At 66.6% G+C, this 22,171-nt stretch carries 18 protein-coding genes and 3 tRNA genes; 7 read left to right on the top strand and 14 right to left on the bottom strand.

From position 1 onward, the window contains the following. Positions 1-287: 287 nt before the first annotated feature. Positions 288-2,048 (top strand): M14 family metallopeptidase, encoded by a 1,761-nt coding sequence (locus SB4_RS05195; protein ID WP_058751711.1) that lies wholly within the window; start codon positions 288-290, stop codon positions 2,046-2,048. Positions 2,049-2,291: 243 nt separating this feature from the next. On the opposite strand, the gene SB4_RS05190 is transcribed toward SB4_RS05195, so the two are convergent. The 4 genes from SB4_RS05190 to SB4_RS05175 form a co-directional block, all read right to left on the bottom strand. Continuing rightward, positions 2,292-2,368 (bottom strand) — tRNA-Pro (locus SB4_RS05190). Positions 2,369-2,485: 117 nt separating this feature from the next. Continuing rightward, on the bottom strand, positions 2,486-3,304 hold the full coding sequence (locus tag SB4_RS05185) for an ATP-binding protein (protein WP_058751710.1): 819 nt from the start codon (positions 3,302-3,304) through the stop codon (positions 2,486-2,488). A 47-nt stretch (positions 3,305-3,351) separates the two neighbouring features. Further along, a complete protein-coding gene (locus SB4_RS05180; protein ID WP_058751709.1) occupies positions 3,352-5,400 on the bottom strand; it encodes a tetratricopeptide repeat protein in 2,049 nt (682 codons plus the stop codon). Further along, positions 5,379-6,767: a TIGR03013 family XrtA/PEP-CTERM system glycosyltransferase gene (locus SB4_RS05175; protein WP_058751708.1), complete on the bottom strand. Its 1,389-nt coding sequence runs from the start codon at positions 6,765-6,767 to the stop codon at positions 5,379-5,381. The genes SB4_RS05180 and SB4_RS05175 overlap by 22 nt, the downstream gene beginning before the upstream one ends. Positions 6,768-6,936: 169 nt before the next feature. On the opposite strand from SB4_RS05175, the gene SB4_RS05170 reads away from it, so the two are divergent. Further along, the gene (locus tag SB4_RS05170; protein WP_082669983.1) at positions 6,937-7,983 is read left to right on the top strand and encodes a mannose-1-phosphate guanylyltransferase/mannose-6-phosphate isomerase; all 1,047 of its coding nucleotides are present in this window, start codon (positions 6,937-6,939) and stop codon (positions 7,981-7,983) included. On the opposite strand, the gene SB4_RS05165 is transcribed toward SB4_RS05170, so the two are convergent. Next, positions 7,977-9,029 carry a polysaccharide deacetylase family protein gene (locus tag SB4_RS05165; RefSeq protein WP_338112941.1) on the bottom strand — a complete coding sequence of 351 codons (1,053 nt, stop codon included), beginning with the start codon at positions 9,027-9,029 and terminating at the stop codon, positions 7,977-7,979. The genes SB4_RS05170 and SB4_RS05165 overlap by 7 nt on opposite strands. Positions 9,030-9,031: 2 nt before the next feature. After that, positions 9,032-10,834: a sensor histidine kinase gene (locus tag SB4_RS05160; protein WP_058751706.1), complete on the bottom strand. Its 1,803-nt coding sequence runs from the start codon at positions 10,832-10,834 to the stop codon at positions 9,032-9,034. Between the two features lie 191 nt (positions 10,835-11,025). Here SB4_RS05160 and SB4_RS05155 point away from each other — a divergent pair, with 191 nt between their 5' ends. Beyond that, positions 11,026-11,493, top strand: a complete 468-nt coding sequence (locus SB4_RS05155; RefSeq protein ID WP_042487895.1) for an Lrp/AsnC family transcriptional regulator — start codon at positions 11,026-11,028, stop codon at positions 11,491-11,493. A gap of 153 nt (positions 11,494-11,646) precedes the next feature. Here the strand turns inward: SB4_RS05155 and SB4_RS05150 are convergent, their stop codons facing one another. Beyond that, positions 11,647-12,936, bottom strand: a complete 1,290-nt coding sequence (locus SB4_RS05150) for a hypothetical protein (RefSeq protein ID WP_058716096.1) — start codon at positions 12,934-12,936, stop codon at positions 11,647-11,649. Positions 12,937-13,104: 168 nt separating this feature from the next. On the opposite strand from SB4_RS05150, the gene SB4_RS05145 reads away from it, so the two are divergent. Then, positions 13,105-13,860, top strand: coding sequence for a YaaA family protein (locus tag SB4_RS05145; RefSeq protein ID WP_058751705.1), 756 nt, complete (start codon positions 13,105-13,107; stop codon positions 13,858-13,860). Further along, a complete protein-coding gene (locus SB4_RS05140; protein WP_058751704.1) occupies positions 13,857-14,555 on the top strand; it encodes an SDR family NAD(P)-dependent oxidoreductase in 699 nt (232 codons plus the stop codon). Before SB4_RS05145 ends, SB4_RS05140 begins: the two co-directional genes overlap by 4 nt. A gap of 96 nt (positions 14,556-14,651) precedes the next feature. Here SB4_RS05140 and SB4_RS05135 read toward each other — a convergent pair. Both SB4_RS05135 and SB4_RS05130 read right to left on the bottom strand, forming a co-directional pair. Beyond that, positions 14,652-14,728, bottom strand: a tRNA-Arg gene (locus SB4_RS05135). Positions 14,729-14,763: 35 nt separating this feature from the next. Next, positions 14,764-14,840: transfer RNA gene (locus SB4_RS05130), tRNA-Arg, on the bottom strand. 140 nt (positions 14,841-14,980) lie between these two features. Between SB4_RS05130 and SB4_RS05125 the strand changes: the two genes are divergently transcribed. Continuing rightward, positions 14,981-15,520, top strand: coding sequence for a hypothetical protein (locus SB4_RS05125; protein WP_058751729.1), 540 nt, complete (start codon positions 14,981-14,983; stop codon positions 15,518-15,520). Between the two features lie 5 nt (positions 15,521-15,525). Here SB4_RS05125 and SB4_RS05120 read toward each other — a convergent pair whose 3' ends face one another. Next, positions 15,526-17,796, bottom strand: a complete 2,271-nt coding sequence (locus SB4_RS05120; RefSeq protein ID WP_193753740.1) for a fused MFS/spermidine synthase — start codon at positions 17,794-17,796, stop codon at positions 15,526-15,528. Beyond that, positions 17,739-18,731: a porphobilinogen synthase gene (hemB, locus tag SB4_RS05115; protein ID WP_058751702.1), complete on the bottom strand. Its 993-nt coding sequence runs from the start codon at positions 18,729-18,731 to the stop codon at positions 17,739-17,741. Before hemB ends, SB4_RS05120 begins: the two co-directional genes overlap by 58 nt. Positions 18,732-18,834: 103 nt before the next feature. On the opposite strand from hemB, the gene SB4_RS05110 reads away from it, so the two are divergent. Continuing rightward, complete coding sequence (locus tag SB4_RS05110) at positions 18,835-19,689, top strand: diacylglycerol/lipid kinase family protein (protein ID WP_058751701.1); 855 nt, start codon at positions 18,835-18,837, stop codon at positions 19,687-19,689. A gap of 15 nt (positions 19,690-19,704) precedes the next feature. On the opposite strand, the gene SB4_RS05105 is transcribed toward SB4_RS05110, so the two are convergent. The 3 genes from SB4_RS05105 to SB4_RS20645 form a co-directional block, all read right to left on the bottom strand. Continuing rightward, positions 19,705-21,153, bottom strand: coding sequence for an MATE family efflux transporter (locus SB4_RS05105; RefSeq protein ID WP_058751700.1), 1,449 nt, complete (start codon positions 21,151-21,153; stop codon positions 19,705-19,707). Further along, a complete protein-coding gene (locus SB4_RS05100; RefSeq protein WP_153006076.1) occupies positions 21,150-22,001 on the bottom strand; it encodes a hypothetical protein in 852 nt (283 codons plus the stop codon). The genes SB4_RS05105 and SB4_RS05100 overlap by 4 nt, the downstream gene beginning before the upstream one ends. Before the next feature lie 71 nt (positions 22,002-22,072). Continuing rightward, positions 22,073-22,171 (bottom strand): DHHA1 domain-containing protein (locus tag SB4_RS20645; RefSeq protein ID WP_153006075.1); only part of this gene is annotated, 99 nt, incomplete at its 5' end.

The following is a 22,171-nucleotide window of genomic DNA, read 5'->3' as shown; positions in this document are numbered from 1 at the left end:
CCTCCCCTACGGGCTCCGACGCACAGTCGGGGCCCTTTTTTTTGCCGGGTGATCCTCGCCGACCAAGCGTCGACCCTGCCCCGACATCGCCCGCCGCTCCGACGGCGAAACAGGTCGTGCCTGCCCGCTGTAAATGACACCAATGCAAAAGAAATGTTATATTGTCTCTACACTGAGGATATAGCAGCGGTATCTGCGTATCTTCATCATGGTGGACATCGATCTTGCATCAGGCCGCATTTCTCGTTTCCCGACCACTCATCCAAGCCATCGCCGCACTGGCGGCTGTGATCGCAGCCCCGGCCGTTGCCGCCGACGTCGCGCCTCGCTCTCTCGCCAGCGAAATCCTTCCCCCCGCCATGCCGTGGAAGGGGGCAAGCGAGCGGCTGATCGTCCCAGCGGGCGATCCCTGGATCACGCCGGCAGAGGCAGCAGGGTTCCGCACGACGCCCAGCTATGTCGAGGTGCGCGCCTGGCTGGACCGTCTCGCCGCCGCCTCCACGCTCATCACCGTGAAGAGCTTCGGCCGTACCACCGAAGGGCGCGAGATGATCTATGTCCGCGCCAGCAAGGGGGGCGCAGCCAAACCCGTCGTTCTGATCCAGGGCGGCATCCACTCGGGCGAGATCGACGGCAAGGATGCCGGGCTGATGCTGCTCCGCGACATTGCACTGCGCGGCAAGGACAATTTGCTCGACAAGGTCGATCTGGTCTTCGTGCCGGTCTACAATATCGATGGCCACGAACAGCGCAGCGCCTATAATTATCCGCATATTCGCGGCCCCGCCGAAAAGGGCCGCGACGCGAACGCCCGCGATATCGACCTCAACCGCGACTATGCCAAGCTCGATGCGCCGGAATCGCGGGCGATGGTCGGGCTGATCCGGTCGCTCGACCCGATCCTCTATGTCGACTGCCATGTCAGCGAAGGCTTCGACATGCAGTATGACGTGACCTTCACCTATGCCGGTTGGGGCACATACGCCCGGCATCGCGCGACCGCCGGTTGGCTGGAAAGCCGCTTCGGCCCGTCGGTGTCCCAGGCGCTGACCAAGGCCGGACATGTCCCGACCATCTATCCCAGCCCGATCGACACGCGCCAGCCGGACAAAGGCATCCGCTACAGCCCCGAAGGACCGCGCTATTCGACCGGTTACGGCGACTTCATCGGAATGCCGACGGTGCTGGTCGAGAACCATATGCTGAAGCCCTATCGGCGGCGCGTGCTGGGCACCTATGTCCTGATGGAGGCGGCGCTGACGATCGCGGGCACCGACGCCGCCCGCATCGCCGCCGCCAAGGCCGAGGATCGCGCCAGCCGTCCGGCCGAACTGCTGACCCGCTGGAAGCCCGCGCCCACGCCCATCGGCTGGGTCGAAGACTTCAAGGGCGTGGCGTTCGACACCTATGTGTCGCCCGCCTCGGGTCGCCGAGAACAGCGCTGGCTGGCCAAGCCGATCACCTTCCGCATGCCGATCATCGGCCAGATCCCGACCGAGACGGTTCGCCTGCCCAAGGCGTGGTGGGTCCCGCGCGAACAGACCGAAGTCATCGAGCGTCTGCGTCTGCACGGCATCGCGTTCGAGACGATCGCCGCCCCCAAAACGCTGACCGTCGATCAGGTCCGATTGATCGACCCCAAGGTGACGCAGCCCAAGGAGGGCCGCTATCCGATCAGCGCAGGCTTCGCGCACGACCGCGCCGAGCAGGTGATGCCGGTCGGCAGCGTGCGAGTGCCCGCCGATCAGCCACTAGGGCTGCTGGCCGCAGCGCTGCTCGAGCCGGAAAGCCAGGACTCGTTCCTGGCCTGGGGCTTCTTCCCAGAGATGCTTGCCCCCGCCCCCGATACGGATGCCTTCGTCGTCGCCAAACTCGGGGAATATGTGCTGGCGACCCAGCCTGAGGTGAAGGCCGCGTTCGAGGCAAAACTGCACGACGACCCGGCCTTCGCGGCCGATCCCGACGCGCGGCTCACCTGGCTCTACGCGCAAGCCGGGCCGGGACATCCCTTCGTGCTCCGTTATCCGATCACGCGGGAAGTGGACTGACACACAGCCTCCGGCGCGTCCGTCGAAACGTGGCGCGCCGAGATGGGCTTGGCGGGAGGACCGCTCGCAGACGAAATGGCCACATGGACGAATGGCACTCAGGCGGCGGGCAGTCGGCCGATGCCGAGGAGATCAGGGATAAAGGGGGAAGCCCGGCCAGCCCATCGGACTAATACCGGAATAGGCCAATGACCCGTGGCGAGCCTGGACCTCCTTTCGGAGGTGTTTGCAAAGGGATGTGAATGGTCGGGGAGAGAGGATTCGAACCTCCGGCCCCTGCCTCCCGAAGGCAGTGCTCTACCAGGCTGAGCTACTCCCCGACTAGGAGTATGGATCGTTTTCTAAGGCCGTTCGGGAAGGCCGATCCATGCTGGAGGCGCGCCAATAGCCAGCGGTTCAGAAGCGTGCAAGCGGTTTTTTAACTGTCGCCCAAATTATTACAGAGAGCGCCCCGTTCGCCCGGCGAGATCAACCACATATTGCCAGGCCACCCGGCCCGAACGGCTGCCCCGCCGTGTCGCCCAATTGACCGCTTCGTCCCCATCGAACGGCAGGTCGTAGCGATCGGCATAGCCGCGCACGATCGCCAGATAACCGTCCTGGTCCAGCGTGTGGAATCCCAGGCTGAGCCCGAAACGATCTGCGAGCGCCAGCTGGTCGTCGACCACGTCACGCGGATTGATGGCGCTATCCTGCTCGCTGAGGTCGCGGGGCAGGAGATGGCGGCGATTGGCGGTGACGAGCAGCCGGACATGTGCGGGCCGCGCCTCTGCTCCGCCGTCGAGCAGCGACCGCAGCTTGCGCGCCTCCCCCGCACCCTCGAACCCCAAATCGTCGATGAACACCGCAAAGGCGCGGTCGACAGGCTCCAGCATCGCGAAGAGATCGGGCAGACTGTCGAGGCTGTCGACCGAGACCAGCGCCAGGCGGCCGGGTCGCTCGGCCTGCACGGCAGCGACGCCTGCCTTGACAAGCGCCGACTTGCCCGTGCCCCGTGCGCCCCAGAGCAGCACGTCCTGCGCCGCGTGACCATCGGCCAACCGGGCCAGATTGGTCAGCAGCGCCTCCCGCTGCCGCTCCAGCCCGTGGAGCAGCGTCAGGGCGACGGGCGCGAAGCTGCGCGCCGCGTGGAGCACTCCGCCCCGCCACAGATAGGCCGGATGCGCCAGCGGATCGGCCGAGGGCGATGGCGGCGGCGCGATCCGCTCCAAGGCGGCGGCGATACGTTCGAGCAGCGGTGTGGCGAGATCGGTCATGATGCCGCTGGTAGGGCACGCTCATGGCCCTGCCAAGCGAACAGCGATCAGAGCTGAGCGCGGTGCGCGAGGATCGTCGGGTCGCCCGGGGCCAGTGCCAGCGCCTTGTCGAACAGCTGCCGTGCGCCCTCCTCCTGCCCGTCCGCCGCCAGCGCCAGGCCATAGGCATCCGCCACACCCGCATTCATCGGCGACAGGCGATAGGCCGCCGCGCCGTAACGCCGCGCCACCACGCCGTCTCCCGATTGGGCATAGGCAATGGCCAATTGCTGGAGCAGCGTGACGTCGCGCAACCCCAGCTGATCGCGAAGCCCTTCCAACGTCTCGATTGCGTCATTCCAGCGTCCGGCGGCCATCTGCCACTGGGCGAGCAGGCGGCGGGCGGCGATGTTTTGCGGGTTCTGCGACAGATAGAGGCTCAGACTGGCGGCGGCGTCGCGGGACCGACCGATCCGCTGGTAGCCATCGACCAGACGCAGCATGGCAGGCTCGTCGAAGGTCAGGTTCGCCGCGCGGGCATAGGGCGTCATCGCCTCGGCCATTCGCCCGGCCGTGGCCAGTGTATCGCCGTAAGCCATCTGCGCGGCCGGCGCGCCGGAGCTGGCACGAACCAGCGCCAGCGCCTTCTGGATCGCCCCCACCCGGTCGCCGCGACTGGCGAGCCCACGGATCAGGCCGAGCGCATAGGTCGGATCGGTCGGCGCGTTTCCGGCCGCGATGGCAAGCTCGGCCACGGGGCGGTCCGCCAGGAAGATCGCGGCATCGCCCCTCCGCCCCTGCGCCACCCGGTCGAGCAGCGCGTGGTATCGGTCGGGCATGGCCAGAGCCGCCATACGCAGGGCATAGCCATCGGCATCGGCCCGTGACAGGATCGGACGCAGCGTCGCCAGCGCGGCGGGACGGTCCCCCGCCGCAATCTGCGCCGCCGCCAGCAACTCGCGGGCGGCAACGTTCATCGGCTGCATCGTCACCAGCCGGGTCCAGACCCGCACCGCGCGCTGCGGCCGCCCCTGCGCATAAGCGAGCGCGCCGTCGAGCAACGCGACCGAAGGCCTTGCCCGCAACGCCCCACCGGTCAATTCCAGGGCCTGTTGCGCCAGCGCGAATTGCCCGGCGCGCGCCGCGATCACCGCTTGCAGGTATAGCGCCTCCGGGCTGCCAGGTTCGGACACGAGCGCAGTTCGTGTTGCCGCCAGTGCGTCCGTAGCACGCCCCATATCGCCGAGCGTGGCGGCATATTGGATCAGCGCCGGATGATCATAGGGATCGCGCTTCAACGCCGCCTGAAACCAGGGCAGCCCCGCCGCCAGGCCATAGCGCGCGCGCACCACCTCGCCCTGCAGCGTCAGCGCATCGGGATCGGCTGGCGCGAGTGCCGCCGCCCGCGCCGCCGCGTGTGAGGCGCCGTCCATGTCCCCTGCCCCGAACCGGCTGCGGCCCAGCTCAGTCCAGCTGCGGGCATCCTCGGGATACCGGGCGACCAAGTGTTCTAGGGCCCGGCGCAAGGCCGCTCCGCCGCCGCCCTGCGCCGCCTTCAGTCGGGCCGCCGCGCGGATCATCGCGGCATCACGCTCGGCGGGCATCCGGTCGACCGCGTCCTGCGCCCCCGCCAGATTACCGAGCAACAGCCGGGCTTCCACCCGCTCCGCCAGTGTCGCCGCCAGCGGAACACCATCGGCCAGCGCCCGGTCGAGCGCCGCCTCTGCCGCGACGCCCTGGCGCAGTAACAGGCTGGTGCGGGCCAGCATCATCTGCGCCGCCGCCGAACGCGGGGCGGCGGTCGCCGCCTGTCGCGCTTGGTCATGCGCGGCGTGGTAGTTCCCCGCCTCCAGCGCGGTCGTTGCGCGGCGCAGAGCGAGCGCCGGATCGACCGGCGCCTTTTGGCCGTGCAAAAGAGCCAGCAGCCCGCCCACGGCCAGACCGATCGCCAGCAGCACCGCGATGATCCTGATCCGCCGCCGGATCGACCGCCGCCGCCAGATACGCCGTTTGCGCCGCATCATCGGATAAGGATGCGACTTGCGCCGATCCCGCCCCCGATAGGGAGACGCCTTGTCCGACACCTCCGCCATCGTCACCGCGCGCCCGATGGCCACAAAATGACACGCAGCGTCTGCAGCAGGATCAGCGCGTCCAGAAAGGGCGAATAGTTCTTGGCATAATAAAGGTCATATTCCAGCTTCTCCCGCGCATCGTCGATCGACGCGCCATAGGGATAGTTGAGCTGGGCCCAGCCGGTGATGCCGGGTTTGACCATATGCCGTTCGGCATAAAAGGGGATTTGCTGTTCAAGCTGCTCGACGAATTGCGGCCGCTCGGGACGCGGCCCGACAAAGCTCATTTCCCCCGCCAGGACCGACCAGATTTGCGGAAGTTCGTCAATGCGGACCTTGCGGATGAAGCGGCCGATGCGGGTGATACGGGGATCGTCCTTCTCCGCCCAGACCGCCTGGCCTGCCACCTCCGCGTCCTGGCGCATCGACCGCAGCTTCAATATCTCGAACGGCTCGTTGAACAGGCCGACGCGCCGTTGCCGGTAGAAGGCGGGACCGCGCGATTCCAGACGAATGGCAATCGCGGTCAACAGGATGATCGGAAGCGCAACGACCAACAGGATCAGGCTTACCGCGATGTCGAAGGCACGCTTGTACATGGCCGACCACATCCGACCCGAAGAAAAACCCTCGGAAAAGATCAGCCAACTGTGGCTGACAGAGGCGAGATCGATACGCCCCGTCTCGCGCTCTAGAAAGCTGGACAGTTCCGACACTTGCACGCCGGTTGTGCGAACCCGCAACAGGTCCTGATAAGGCAACGCATTGCGGCGTTCCTGGATGGCCAGCACCACCTCGCTGGCTTCCCGGTCTATCACGAAGCCGCGCAGGCTGGAGATGTCGGCTCGCTGGACAGCCTCCGGCACGGCGGTCTCGTCGGCATTCATCGCAATCGCGCCCGCGACCAGGAAGTTGGAGCCGGGCCGCGATGCCAGCTTGACGATCTGCGCCGCTCGCTCGCCCGCCCCCATCAGGATGACCCGTCGCTTGAACCGGTCGCCGCCCAGCAATCCGCCCAGCAGCCCCCGCACCACGACCAGCAGCGCAACGGCCAGGATCATCGAGAAAAACAGGCTCGACCGCCAGTAGGACAGGTTCGGCAGGAAAAAGTAGATGAGCGACAGGAAGATGACGCCAAGCGAGATCGCCACCATCAACCGCGCCGCCGCAAAGCGCAGCGACAGGAACGAAGCCGCCGAATAGGCGCCGACCGCCAGCAACGCGACCTGAAGCGGGATGGCGAAGCTCAGCACCTGAGGCAGTCGCTCCACGAATGTTCCCGCCGGAAAGCCGATCTGCCGGGCCCGCAATAGCCAGCCCAGCTCCGCCGCCAGCATCAGAAGCAGGAAATCGACCAGCCCGAGCAACAGCGCCGCATGGGGGACATAATGTTTGAACAGGCGGATCATCTACTCAACGCATAACCCCCAAACGGCCTTCGCCACGACCTTTTCCGTGATCCGTCCTAATTTTTGCAAACAATGACAAACGAAGCGTGAAGAAATTCGATTTCGCGCGTTATGCGCATCGCGTTACCCGGATCGGGCCGGAAGGGCGCGGCATAACGAAGGGGCATTCATGCATAATCAAATCGTGCCAGTCATCCTGTCCGGGGGTTCCGGCACACGTCTCTGGCCGATGTCGAAGCCGGATATGCCGAAGCAGTTGCTGGCGCTGACCTCTGACGAGACCATGTTGCAGCTGACGGCGCAGCGGACCAATTCCAACGACTTTGCCCCCCCGATCGTGGTGGCCGGACAGCGTCATGCCGATCTGGTCGAGGGTCAGTTGGTCGATGCGGGTACGCCGCCTCAGGCCCTGATCCTGGAACCGGTGGCGCGCAACACCGCCCCCGCCATCGCGCTCGCCGCGCTGGTCGCCAAGCCGGAGGACGTGCTGCTGGTCATGCCGTCCGACCATGTGATCGCAGACCTTGACGCCTTTCACGCCGCCATTCGCGCCGCGCTGCCCATGGTGTCGCAGGGCTGGCTGGCGACGTTCGGCATCGCCCCCGACAAGCCCGAAACGGGCTATGGCTGGATTCAGGTCGGGCGTGAGATCGCCTCGGGTGTCCATCAGGTCGCCCGCTTCGTCGAAAAGCCCCGGCTGGAGCGCGCAGAGGCCATGCTGGCGCGGGGCGACTATGCGTGGAACGGCGGCATCTTCCTGTTCCGCGCCGACCGCTATCTGGAAGAGCTGGGCCAGCATGCACCCGAGATGCTGGTCGCCGCCGAAAAGGCGGTCCGCGCCGCCAAGCATGACGGCAAGCGTATCCTGCCGGACGAAACCGAATTCTCCGCCTGCCCATCGGATTCGATCGACTATGCGGTGATGGAGCGGGCCGACCGCGTCGCGGTTGTGCCGGTCGCCATGGGCTGGAACGATGTCGGCAGCTGGGACGCGCTGCACGCGATCAGCGATCTCGATGGTCTGGGCAACGCCCATCGTGGCGAAGTGCTGGCGATCGATACCAAGAACTGCCTGATCCGCACCGACCGGGTGCGCATCGCAGCCGTTGACGTCGAAGACCTGATCGTCGTGGCGAGCGGCGACGATATCCTCATCCTGCCGCGGGGCCGGAGCCAGGACGTGAAGAAGCTGATCGAGGCGATGAAGCGTCAGTGACCCGATAAGGCCGGGCCACGTGCGCCGTGGTCCGGCTGACCGGCGCTGCGATCGGCCGCAGCTAGTACGTCTGCCATCGTCGTAGGGGTCACGCCGTGCCGGGCCAGTCGATCGAACACACGGTCCCACCAGCGATCGAACATCTCGCGATCGCGCGCCGTGCGGACATAGGGCGTATGCCCCAGCTCCAAGGTCGGCGAGTGGAAGGAAAAGGTCAGCAGGCGAACGCTGTCAGCCACCGCGCGGTCGATCCCGGCCAGTGCATCGCCGATACTCACGCCCTCGGGCGTCAGCGGAATGCGGTTGAGCAGGCCCAATCGCGCCATCGCACCTCGCCCGTGCGGCCAGCGCCCGGCCTTGGGATAGAGGCTCTCACCCCGCCCTCGAAGCAGACCGGTATAGACACTGGTCAGCGGCAGTTCGATCATGCCGTCGCGGCGAAAGCCATGCGAGTCGATTCCGCTGAAATCCATGCCGCCGGTATCGCCATAATCGTGGAGCGCCCGCATCGAACTGTCGAGCCGATATCCCCGCTCGGCAAGCAGTGCCAGCGATGAGGGACCAAGCCCGTAGCGCCCCGAGCGGAAGATGCGCGGCCGCGCTCCAAAGGAGGTGGCGATAGCCTCGGTCAGCGTATCGAGCTTGGCGGCTTCCAAGGCCAAAGGCAGATTGCCCGCATGGCTGGTAAAGGGATCTACGACCTCGTGATGCGGTGGCGTGACCCAGGCATGGAGTTGCGCGCCGATCTCCGAGCGCCCATCCGTGACGCATTCCGCCAGAATCGCCACCGAGGCGGGATCGACCGCCACCGGATAATCGACCATGCAGTTCAGGCCGACCCCGGCCGCCGCGAACCGGCGATGCGCCGGAGCAAAGGCCCGCATCGCCCTGGTCGAACGGTGCCGCCGGTCGAGCGGTGCCGACCAGTCGAACTCCTCCTCGACATCCACGAACACCAGAAAGTGAGGGCCGAAGTCGTCCGGCCATGCAATCCGCTCGGCCGGAGTGGCGGCGTCGGGACGCCAGGGGCGGACCGGCTTCGGCACGATCAGCCGGACGAGGCCCGCCCTGCCCGCCGATCATCGCCCAGGGGCAGTGCCAGCACGACCCGGTGCAGGCCGATGCTCAGCCCGCCGCCCATTTCAGCGCCCAGCTTGTCGATCAGTCGCAGCGAGAAGCCGGTGCCGAGCAGCGGTGCGCCCTCACGCTGCTCCTCATCCCCCGCCTCGCTGAGCAGCGCCGCCTCGGTTTCGACCGTCAGGGCGAGCGGACGATCGACCCGCAACGCGGCCATGCCCTGATCCTCCGCCAGGCTGGCGGACAGGCGCTCACCGACGACGCAGTTCGACAGCAAGACCGAGAAGAGCCGGGTCAGCAACCGTTCGGCAGCTCGGTCGTCGGCCAGAGCGGCGATCGAGGTCGCGGGCGGATCGAAGCGGATCTCCGCCCGGCGCAATTCGGCCAGCGGCGCGAGTTCGGCCAACACCCGCTGGATCAGCGGTGCCAGCGGAACGACGCTCGGCCGCAGCTCCAGCACATGCCCCTCGATCCGGGCGGCGGTATCCAGATCCTCGACCGAGGCGAGCAGATCCGCCGCCATCGACCGGATGGCGCTGGCGCGATCGCGATAGACCGGGGCCACAGGGCCCAGCAGCTCGCTTTCGATCAGCTCGGCAAAACCCGCCACGGCATTGGCGGGGGTGCGCAGTTCATGGACCAACTGGCGCAGCGAGTCGGACGGCGAGGTGTCGCCCATCGTCGCTTCGGTCACATTCGCCATTTCGTCCCGGCGCGGCCGCCGACCGCTGCCGCGATAACCCATATACCGGCCGGACACGGGATCGAACCAGGGCATGGCCGACACCCGCCACGATCCTGCGGCCGCCGAGGAGCCGCCTATCTCCAGCCGCGCGTCGCGGAAGGGCGAGCGGCGACGAAAGGCGCCCATCGCCACGCCGTCGAACTGCGCAAGCCCCTGCATCGCGGTCTCCGCAATGCTCACGCCGACCAGCGGTCCACGCGTCACGCCGTCGACGCCTAAGATCATCCCGGTCGGATCGGTGTCGAAATCGAAATGCGCCGGGCCTGCATCACTGTGCGTTGCCCCGGTCACTTCCTCGCGCCGTTGGTTGAAGGCATCGATCCGCGCGACCAGATCGGCAATCTCGTAACGGGGCGGCGCGGTGGGCGCGGGGGCGTGGCGCAGCGCCTCGGCCATGAACGGCAAGCCCCGCGCCACCTGGCTCAACGCAACGAAAGGTGTTGCGGCCTGCATCGGCAGGGGATCGAGCAGGATGGAGAGCGGTGGCAGTTCGGCCTCCGGGCTTTCCGCCGGCGCGATCTCGACGGGCGCAGGCCCGGCTTCGGCGATGGGCTCCGGGGCAACGGCTTCGACCTGCTCCATGGAGGCTTTCGACTCCGGGGCATGCGACAAGACGAAATCGACCCGGCCAAAACTGTCCAGCCCGCGCATGACCGCATCCGACAGATCACGACGGTGCCGCAGGACCGACCGCGTGCGCGGATTCAACCGAGGCAGCAGGGCCAGCCATTCGGCATCGCTCAGCCGCGCCATCCGCAACAGGGATGCCGCGACCTCATGCTCATCCTCGGTAAAGAAGAAGACCAGTTCGACCGGCGGATGCGCCATGGCCAGCATACGGGCGCTGGCCGCGCGAACCTGGACCGGCACGGAGGGACGCAGAGTGTCCAAGCGGGCCAGCATCGGTGCGTCGGCGGGCACGCGGCCACGGCTCATCAGGTCGACAAGCTGCCGCCAGGCAGTCTGCGCGCCGAATGGCGTCGCAGTGTCGGCCGATAAAATCGTCGCCAGACTGTCGTCGAACCGCACGAAGCTCCCTTCATCCTTGGCCTTTCGGCCGCCAGCATCCTTGTTTAGCGTCCTTATCCTTCCAACTGGTAACCTGCAAATATCCTTCTGCGCGCCTTTGCATTGTCGGAGAATTGCGATAGTGCGTAATTTTCTTATAGCTGGCCGTCATAGGGCTTAGGGATTCGACAGTTTATGTGGAGTATTGTGTAATGGCGCTCGATCGTATCGATCGGCAGATCCTGGCGCTGTTGCAGGCCGATGGCCGAATGACCAATGTCGAGCTGGCCGAGCGGGTCGGCCTGACCGCCCCGCCATGCCTGCGCCGGGTCCGCGCGCTGGAGGAAGCGGGCGCGATCCGGGGCTATCACGCCGATCTGGATGCCGCGCGCCTGGGCTTTCCGATCACCGTCTTCGCGATGGTGTCGCTGCGCAGCCAGGCCGAGCATGATCTCGCCGCGTTCGAGGCGCATGTCGCAGGCATTCCCGAAGTCCGCGAATGCCACATGCTGAACGGCGAGATCGACTTCATCCTGAAGATCGTCGCGTCGGACCTGAAGAGCTTCCAGGAAATCCTGACCGGCCATCTGACGCCCGCACCCAATGTCGCCAGCGTCAAGACCTCGCTGACGATCCGGACCGCCAAGCAGGTGTCGGGGATACCGATCGAAGCGGACTGATCGAGTTTGCCACCGACAGGAAAGGGCCGGTTCTCCACGGGGGAGGACCGGCCCTTTTCGTGTGCGATTGCCCCGGGCTTTCGATGTCGCTCAGACCAAACGGCACTCGCGACGAAAAGGCCCCCACGCCCTGCGGCGCAGGGGCCTTTCGCATTACGCCTGGGTGCTGAGCCAGGTCTTCCAGAACGCGGCGAGATCGGCGCGCGGGGTGCCCTTCACGGCGTCGAACGCGGCGGTCGCGCCCGCCTTGTCGCCCTGCGCGGCCAGCGCGATGCCCAGGCGGGTGTTCACCTCATTGGCGTCGACACCACCCTTTTGCAGCGCGGCGCGGTACAGCTCCACCGCCTTGGCGTAATTGCCCTGGCCGTAATAGGCCTCGGCGGTCAGCGCGGCGAGCTTGCCGTCGCCAGCCGACTTGGCGCGCGCCTCGGTCGGGGCCAGCGAGCCTTCCTGCTTGCTCTTGGCGTCCGCCGCGGTCAGCATCGCCTTGGCGGTGGCATTGCCCGTCGGGATCTTGCCGGTCGCCATGCCTTCCTTCAGCACGGCCGCGGCTTCGGCGGGCAGGCCCTTGTCGGTCGCGTACTGGGCATATTCCATATAGTCGTTCTGGTCGGCCAGCGACTTGGAGGCGCGCATCAGGCGGAACAGGTCGAGCTTCTGGTTCTTGTCCAGCGTCGCCAGCGACCCCGGCTGCAGGCCGTAGATCACCAGCGTGTTGCGCCAGTTCTGCGCGGTCGGATAGGCGGCGACCCACTTGCGCAGCCAGCCCAGCGTCTCCGGCACCATCTTCGCCTTGTTGGCGCGACCGATGGCGTACTTGTAATAATCCTCCGGCGCCTTCTGGCCCGACGCGTTCATCTGGTCGATAACCGATGCCAACTCGGCATTGCCGCCCGCGACATCGCCCGACTCGAACTTGGCCTTGACCATCAGCATCGGCAGATTCGGGTCGTTATAACCCAGCTGCTTGGCCTGCTGGAAATATTGCAGGGCGATCGGATACTGCTTGCCGTTATAAGCCAGCGCGCCACGACGATAGACATAGCGCGGCTTGTCGGCCGCCGGGGTCGACGGGCTGGCGATCAGCGCATCGAGCGGCTTGGCGAGCACGGCCTCGTCGATCGGAGCGTTCGGATTGGCCTGCTGGGCCGCATACAGCTTGCCGGACTCCAGCTCATAACGCAGCGCGGCCGCGATATATTTGTCATCCTCGGTCTTGGCGGCAGCTTCGACCGCAGCGACCAGCGGCTCGGCGGCGGCATAGTTCTTCTGCTGCATCACCGGCTGGGCGGCCTGGGCGGCCTTCAGCGCCTCGGGGCTCAGCTTCAGGCCACCGGCTTCCTCGCCCTTCTTCTTCTGCGCCACGGCCGGAACGGTCAGGACGACCCCACTCACACTCGTCGCCAGCACGGCCGCAAGCGCGAGCTTCGGAATGATCTTCATGCGAAATTTCTCCAAGAATAGAGCCTGTCGGGTCCACAACCGTCGATGGCGGGGCTTGTAGGGACAGCGGACGCCCCGTTCAAGCAATGCGATGATGCGTCGCCACCTATCCACCCACCGCTGAACGCGGATTGAACGCGAACGCTCCGGGCGCTAGCGGGCGCGGTCATGATTGCCGTCATTTCCCCCGCCAAGACGCTCGATTACCAGAGCTCCCTGCCCGCCCTCGCGCCGACCGCGCCCCATTTCGCCCGGGAAGCCGAGGAACTGGCCCAGGCGGCCTCCGGGCTGGGCGAGGAGAAGCTGGGCTCGCTGATGCGCATTTCGCCCGCGCTCGCAAAGCTGAATGCCGAGCGGTTTCGCGACTTCGCCGATGCGCCGGAGCGGCCCGCCCTGTTCGCCTTTGCCGGCGACGTCTATACGGGGCTCGAAGCCAAGACGCTGGACGAGCCCGCCATATTGTTCGCGCAGGACCATCTGCGGATGCTGTCGGGGCTGTACGGCCTGCTCCGTCCGCTGGACGCGATGCGCCCCTATCGGCTGGAAATGGGCACGCGCTGGGCGCCGCACAAAGGCGGGTCGGGCGGTGGCAAGCTGACCGACTGGTGGGGCGACCGTATCGCTCAGCGGCTCGCCCAGGAGATCGAGGCCGAGGGATCGGGCACCATCCTGAACCTCGCCAGCCAGGAATATTGGCATGCGGTCGACGGGCAATTGCCTGCCTCGATCCGCATCATCGCCGTCGACTTCCGCGAGGGCGACCGCTTCGTCAGCTTCCATGCCAAGAAGGCACGCGGCGCGATGGCACGCTGGATGGTCGAGCACCAAGTCACCGAGACGGACGCGATGCGAGGTTTCGATAGTGACGGTTATGCGTTCGATGCCGAGGCAAGCACGCCGGACATATGGAGATTCGTGCGATGAGCGAGTGGAAACAGGCCGTCGTCATCGGCGCGTCGGGCGGCATCGGTGGGGCCATCGCCGATGCGCTGGAGGACGAGGGCGTGGCGGTCACGCGTTTCGCCCGCTCGATGACCGGCGACGCGCATCTCGACCTGGAGGATGAGGCGAGCATCGCCGCCGCCGCTGCCCGGATCGCCAAAGGCCCCGCCCCTGATCTCGTGATCGTCGCCACCGGCCTGCTCCATGACGGGGAGCGCGGCCCGGAAAAGGCGATCGACCAGCTCGATCCCGCTTGGCTGGCGCGCAACTTTGCGGTCAACGCGATCGGCCCGGCGCTGGTCGCCAAGCATTTGCTCCCGATCATGCCGCGGACCGGCAAGACGCTGTTCGCCGCGCTGTCGGCGCGGGTCGGTTCTATCTCGGACAACCGGATGGGCGGCTGGTATGGCTATCGCGCGTCCAAGGCGGCGCTGAACCAGTTCATCCGTACGCTGGCGATCGAGCATAAGCGGCGCAACGATCGCTCGATCATCGTCGGCCTGCATCCCGGCACGGTCGACACGACACTCTCCAAGCCGTTTCAAGGCAATGTCCGCCCCGGCGGCCTGTTCGCGCCCGACCGCGCGGCGGTGCAGCTGCTGGACGTGATCGACGGGCTGAAGGCGCCCGACAGCGGCAAGCTATTCGATTGGGAGGGCAAGGAAGTCCAACCTTGACGCAGCCGGCGCTTTCTCCCCCCGCGGGGGGAGAAACAGGATGCAAGATCGGCGAAAGAGCAAAGCCGGGCTTTGTGATCCAACGATGTAGGAAAATGGCGCGCCCGGAACGATTCGAACGTCCGACCCTCAGATTCGTAGTCTGATGCTCTATCCAGCTGAGCTACGGGCGCGCATGGGGTCTCTGTCGAGACCTGATGTGATCCACTGGCGCGCCCGGAACGATTCGAACGTCCGACCCTCAGATTCGTAGTCTGATGCTCTATCCAGCTGAGCTACGGGCGCGCTGTGGAGGTGGGCTCTTAGAAGCGCTTCGAAAGCGTGGCAAGCCCTTTGCTGGGGTTATCCACATTTTTTCTGGCAAAGCCGCGAATGGCGCGTCGCGGCATTTTGACCGGCACCGTTCCGTGTCTAGGATGACCGCGATGACCCAATTCTTCCCTGCCCCGCTCCGCTCCGCTCCGCTGCTTGCCATGGCGAGCCTGCTCGCCGCCCTGTCTCTGGGCGGATGCGCACGCGATCGCGACACGACGCCCTATCCCTCGCTCGCGGTCCGGCCGGTCGAGAAACAGGGCTTTGCCGAGCCTGCCGCCAAGCCCGTGGTGCTCCGCCCCGATCCCGCGCTCGATACGCAGATCACGCAACTGGGCGGACGACTGGATGAAGCCGGTGCGGCCTTTGCCACGGCCTATGACCGTGCCCGCGACAATGTGGCCAAGGCCAAGGGCCAGCCGGTCGGCAGCGACGCATGGCTGGCCGCACAGACCGAGCTCGCCACGCTCGACGAAATCCGCTCGCGCAGTTCGGCGATCCTGACCGAGATCGACGACCTGGCGATCAAGCGCGCCGCTGCGCTGGAGCCCGACTATCCCGCACTCGTCGCGATGCGCGAGCGGGCCACGGCGCAGACCACAAAGCAGGGCGAGCAGATCAAGGCGCTGACCGCGCAACTGCCCAGCGGCTGAGCCGCTCAGAACTGGCGGATGAAGGGCAGGATGCTGGAATAATCGTCCGTCCAGGCCGCCAGCCCCGGCGGCGCGACCGCCGGGGTCCAGTCGCCGCCCTGCTTCTCCAGCGTCTTCAGCACCGCCGGATCGCGCGACAGCGCCAGCCAGACCGAGGGGGTGGCCTCATCCCGCCGGTCCAGTTCGGTCGGGACGTAATGAAGCTTGGCGGCCATCCAGCCGCCATCCCGCGCGGCCGCCGCGACCAGCGGCTCCAGATCGACGAAGCGGTTGGAGATGTGGACGAGCATCAACCCGCGCCGCGACAGCACCCGGGCATAGGTCGCAAAGGCCTCCCGCGTCAGCAGATGCGCCGGAACCGCGTCGGAGGAAAAGGCATCCAGCGCCAGCAGGTCCAAACTGGCCGACGCCTCTGCCGACAGCCGCAACCGGGCATCGCCAACCCGGATGACCGGATGGGGCTGACACAGCCGCAAATAGCTGAACTGGCCGGTATCGCGCGCGATGCGCACGATGACGGGATCGATCTCGTAGAAGCGCCAGCTTTGCCCGGGCTGCGCGTAGCAGGCAAGCGTACCGGTCCCCAGCCCGACGACGCCGATGCGGGCGGCCGGACCATAGAGCATCGGCGCGGCGCGCATCGCCCGCCCGACACCGGAATAGGGCGCATAATAGGTAGTCGGCGTCCGCTCGCGCGCGATCGACCCGCGAAGCTGGATGCCATGGACGGTCGATCCATGGTCCAACTCGCGATAGCCCGGTCCGTCGCGCACCGTGTAGACACCGAAATAGCTGCGCATCCGCGCGTCGCGCTCGATCGACAAAGACAGCGCGCGATAGCCGCCGAACAGGACCAACGCCCCGGCCAGCAGCAGCACGAACCCCGCCCGCGCCCCGATCGCCAGGAAGCCGAGCGCGGCGATGATCAGGAAGATCGGTCCTTGCCGCTCTTCGCCGAACCAGTCGGCAGGCCCCACCAGACGCAGGTCGAGCAGCAATCCGATCGCCACCGCCAGCGCGATCAGCATCGCGCGCGAATGCCGCCACCACAAATCACGGATCGTCGGCAACAGATATTGCTGCGGGATCAACGCCCCGGCCGCCAGGATCAACAGCGGATATTCATAGGTCCAGTCGAACAGCACGGGCGCGAGGATGCCCGCGAACACCCCACCCAGCGCACCACCGACCGCCATCCACAGATAGAAACCGGTCAGCCGATCGACCCCAGGCCGCGCCCGGTACATCGCGGTGTGCAGCGCCACCGAGACCATGAAGAGGAGCAGCAGCGCAACGACGACATTGGCATAGGCCCGCTCGGGATAGCTGCCCATGATGACGCCGCCGAACAGCAGCAGCGTGACCGGCGCGATCCGGGTCAGCGTATCCGCCGTTCCGCGCCGCGTCGCAAAGGCGATGATGAAGCTCGCCAGATACAGGCCCAGCGGCAACACCCAGAGTAGCGGCATCGCGAGGATGTCGGTCGTGATATAGGTCGATGTCGCGGTCACCAGCCCCGACGGCACCGCCGCCAGCGCCACCCATAGCGCGATCCGGCGCCACCCCGGTGGCGGCGAGGTCGCAACCACCGCCTCGCCCTTGGCCGCACTCGGCAACCGCGTGGCACAGGCCAGCACCAGCAGCGCCAGCACGCCATAGCCCGCGCTCCACAACAGGCTTTGCCCGTGCAGCGTCATCGCGGGCTCGACCAGCAACGGATAGGCGATCAGCCCGGCAAAACTGCCCAGGTTCGACGCGGCATAGAGCGCATAGGGATTGCGCCCCGCCTGGGCGAGCGCGAACCAGCGCTGGATCAGCGGCGCCTGCGCCGACACGGCGAAGAACAGCGGCCCGATCGACAGGCCGAGCAGCCAGGGCACCCAGAGCGTCGGCTCCGCATCGGCGGGCAGGTCGACAGCCATCAATCCGATCGGCAGCCACAGGCCAGCGACACCCAGCATGGCGAGATGCACCCCCGCCTGCACCCGCGGACGCAAGCGCCCCAGCGCATGGGCATAGGAATAGCCGCCCAGCAGCAGCGCCTGGTAGACCACCATCGCCGAGCTCCACACGGCGGGCGCACCGCCCAGCCGGGGCAGCGCCATGCGCGCGACCAGCGGCTGGACCAGAAACAGCAGGAACGATCCGGTCAGGATCGTCGCCACGAACAGCGCGCGCGCCGCCAGGCTGGAGGGTCGGTTCGTCCCTGACAAACGGGTCAGGCGTTCAGCAATCGCGCGGCATGGGCGGCATGATAGGTCAGTACGCCGGAGCATCCGGCGCGCTTGAACGCCATCAGCGTCTCCAGCACCATGGCGTCCCGGTCCGCTGCGCCCGCCGCCACCGCCGTCTCGATCATCGCATATTCACCCGACACCTGATAGGCGAAGGTCGGCACGCGGAACTCCTCCTTCACCCGGCGGATGATGTCGAGATAGGGCAGGCCCGGCTTCACCATCACGCTGTCCGCCCCCTCGGCCAGGTCCAGCGCAACCTCGCGCAACGCCTCCTCGGCATTGGCGTGATCCATCTGATAGGTGCGCTTGTCGCCCTTCAGCAGCCCGCGCGTGTTCACCGCGTCACGGAAGGGACCGTAAAAGGCGCTGGCGTATTTGGCGGCATAGGCCATGATCTGGACGTTGTGGAAACCCTCCGCCTCCAGGGCGGCGCGGATCATGCCCACCCGGCCGTCCATCATGTCGGACGGCGCAATGACATCCGATCCGGCGCGCGCCTGGGTCAGCGCCTGCTGGACCAAGGCGTCCGCGGTCCGGTCGTTCACGACATAACCGGCCTCATCGACCAGTCCGTCATGGCCGTGCGTCGTATAGGGATCGAGCGCGACATCGGTCAGCACACCGATATCCGGCACCGCGTCCTTGATCGCCTCAATGGCCCGGCACATCAGATTGCCGGGGTTTAGCGCCTCGCGCCCGTCATCGGTGCGCAACTGCGACGGCGTATTGGGGAACAAGGCCAGACAGGGAATGCCCAGCTCGGCGGCCTCCCGCGCCCGCGCGACGATGCCGTCCAGCGACCAGCGCGAGACGCCGGGCAGGCTGGCGATCGGCTCCTCCACCCCCTGCCCCTCGGTAACGAACAGCGGCCAGATCAGATCGGCCGGGGTCAGCACCGTTTCGGCATGAAGCCGACGGCTCCACTGCGAAGCGCGGGTACGGCGAAGGCGAAGCGCGGGGTAGGAAGCGGTCATCGAAAATGCTTTTGCGGGATCGGACCCCGCTTGCCAAGCGTTGCATGGCAAGCGTTTCGGGGGCGGAAGGAATTTGCACGTGCGAGAGATACGATCGGCCGCGATGGTGGTGAATGCCAAGTCGCGGCGTGGCCAAGCTCTGTTCCAGCAGGCGTGCAAGGCGATGTCCGGCCTGCCCTACAAGGTCGATGCCCGCGCGGTGGAGGACCCCAAGGACCTCGAGCCGACGGTTCGCGAGCTGCTGGCGGCCAAGCCGGACCTACTGATCCTGGGCGGCGGCGACGGCACGATCAGCGGGCTGGTCGACCTGATGGTGGGACATGACGTGGTGCTGGGCGTTCTGCCGCTCGGCACGGCGAACAGCTTTGCCCGCTCGCTCGGCATCCCGCTCGATATCGAGGGCGCGGTGGAGGTGATCCGCGCCGGCCGCCCGCGCCGCATCGACCTGGGCATGATCGACAAGGATTATTACGCCAATTGCGCCGCCATGGGCATCAGCCCCAAGATCGCCGAGACGGTGCCCCACGGCCTGAAGCGCGTCGCCGGGCGGCTGGGTTATCTCGGCTGGGCGGCGTATCAGTTCCTGCGCTTCCGCCCCTTCACCCTGATCGTCGAGCAGAATGGCGAGCGGGAGCGCCTGCGCGTCGTCGAGGTCCGCATCTCCAACGGCCCCTATCATGGCGGCACCGAACTGGTGGAGTCGGCCGCCGTTGATTCCGGCGAGATCGTGGTGCAGGCGGTCTGCGGCCATGTGAAGCGCCGTTTGGTGATCAACTGGGCCGCCAGCATCCTGCGCAGCGACTATCGCCGCGAAAAGGTCCGGGAGTTCCGGGGCCGCGAGATCAAGCTCAACACCATTCCCCCGCTGCCCATCTCGATCGATGGCGAGGTGCTGGCCCGCACCCCTGTCACCGCCCGCATCGCGGCGGGGATCATTGAGGTGATGGCACCAGTCTGACGCCCCCGAGAGGGATCAGCCGACCGGCATCGCCTTGTTGGTCGGCTGACCCTCGGCCAGCGCCTGTTCCTCGCACTCTTCCTTGCCCGCCGGGACACTCATCCGCCCCTTCCGCCAATTGCCGTAACGATAATAGGCGATGGTCATCACCATCGATGCCAGCGAGCCAGCCGGAAAGCTCCACCAGATCGCGTCCGATCCCAGCATCGGCTCGAACAGATTGGCCAGGCCGAAGCGAACCGGGAACATCGCGATCGCCAGGATGACGAGCGGCCCGACCACCGCGCCATTGGCCCGCACCGTCGCCGCGAGCACCATCGACACGCCGAACAGCATGAAGCTCCACCCAGCGATCAGGTTGATCCGTGCGGCGATATCGATCGCGCCCTGCTCATTGCCCAGGAACAGCCACAGCACATGCCGGTCGAGCAACGTCACGACCAGCACCAGCACGCCGGTCAGCAACAGGTTCATGCGCAGCCCCGCGCGCGTGATCCGGTCGACCCGATCCCATTGCCCTGCACCGATATTCTGCGCCGCCATCGCGCTGACCGCCGCGCCCACCGCCATGGCGGGCATCTGGATATAGGTCCATAGCTGGTTCGCCGCGCCGTAAGCCGCGGTGGTCGAGGTGCCGTGCCGGTTGACCAGCCCCATCATCGCCAGCGCCGAGGTGGAAACGACCAGCATCTGGAGCCCCATCGGAAACCCCTTGACCACGATCGTCTTCAGCAGCGTCGGGGTGGGGATCAGGTAGCGCCACTCCGCCCCGCGCAGCCGCACGACCAGATCCTTGGCGTAGAGATAGGTCACAAGCGCCAGCAGCGATCCGCTATTGGCGATCAGCGTGGCGATCGCCGACCCCTCGATCCCCAGCGCCGGCGCGGGCCCCAGCCCCAGGATGAAGACGGGGTTCAAAACGACGTCCAGCACCGAACCCAGCGCCATGAACTTGAGCGGCGTGATCGAATCGCCCACCCCGCGCAGCGCCATGGTCAGCAGCACGCTGATGAACCCCGGCGGCATCGCGACGAAGATGACCCGCAGATAGGCGAGCGCCAGCGGATAAACCTCCGCCGGGGTCGCCAGCGCGCGCAGGATGGCGGGGGCGGCCAGCCAGCCGACCACCACCGTCAGGGTCGAGATGACCGCAAACAGCCCCAGCGCCGATCCCAGCACCCGGCGCACCGCATCGACATCCCTCCGCCCCATATTCTGGCCGATCAGGATCGTCGCCGCCATGCCGAAGCCAAAGGTCGCCGCCACCAGCAGGAACATGATGATGTTGGCATTGGTCGTCGCCGCCAGCGCCCGTTCGCCCAGAAACTGGCCGATCCAGATGGCGTTGATCGACCCGTTGAGCGATTGCAGCACGCTCGACCCCAGGGTGGGCAGCGCGAACAGAAGCAGGGTCTTGCCGATCGGCCCGGCAGTCAGGTCGCGACGTCCGTCCTGAGATTTCACGGTGTCTTGTCTCCGGCGGCCAGTTCGCTCTCGATCGAACGCGCCATATCGGCATATTGTGCCGATGTTCGCCGGGTGGCCCGGCCTGTATACAATCCCTGCAGATATCCCCAATCGAACGCCGTCAGCTGCATAGGCGCGTCGGTCTTTCCAAAGAGAGACAGGATCGTGCCGTATCGATCGCCTTCCACCCGGTTCAGCTGCGGGTTGACGACGGCCAAGGTTCGCATCGTCGCATAATCCGCAATTTGATTGACGGACTTGCCGACCACGGCCGAGCGATCGATCAGAACGACCGCAGCGACGATCAGCGACTGGATCGGTGCATCGATGCGGCTTGCCGAGGGTATATGTAAAGTCGGATAACCGTCAGGTCCCATCATCAGCTGATCGCCGTCACGGCTGGCGATGGCGGTGATATGCCAGGCATGGACGGGGCCGCGGTCGTGGCGCAGCTGGCGGATCGTGGCATAGGGCAGATCACCGAAAATGCCCGGCCGGTGATTGAGCAGCCAGTCGACCTGCTCCGCGCCATGATCGACGAACAGGATCAGGACATTGGGACGGCACTTGTCACCGCCCAGACGGATGTTCAGCCGTTCGGCATTGGCCAGCACGCGGTCCGCCAATAGCCTGCCGAAATCCGGCGCAAGCCCCGCCGTGGCGACGCACAGCTCTGCACTCACGCGCGCCAGCGGTTCGTCGGACCCGCGCCGCACCGAAAGGTCGCGCACCCATCGATCGACGATGGCCCGTTTCGGCACCGGCCGGCCCGTCACCGTGACCGAGCCACCCGCCACCTGTCCTTCGGCAGGATGGGCCGTCAGCGACAGCGAAAGGAGGGGCACCAGTGTGAAAGCCGCTTTCCAAACCTGGCGCATCCCGGTGCCCTCCCCTTATTTTTGATTGGAACTTTGAACTATTGCGCCAAAGCGTCCCGCACCGCCTGGAGCGCTTCGGCGCCCTTGGTGCCGTCGGGGCCGCCGCCCTGGGCCATGTCGGGACGGCCACCCCCGCC

This window comes from Sphingomonas sanguinis (assembly GCF_001476905.1).
Classification (GTDB): Bacteria; Pseudomonadota; Alphaproteobacteria; order Sphingomonadales; family Sphingomonadaceae; genus Sphingomonas; species Sphingomonas sanguinis_B.
Note: the sequence above shows the minus strand (reverse complement) of the source record. Positions and strands in the feature narration are given on the sequence as shown.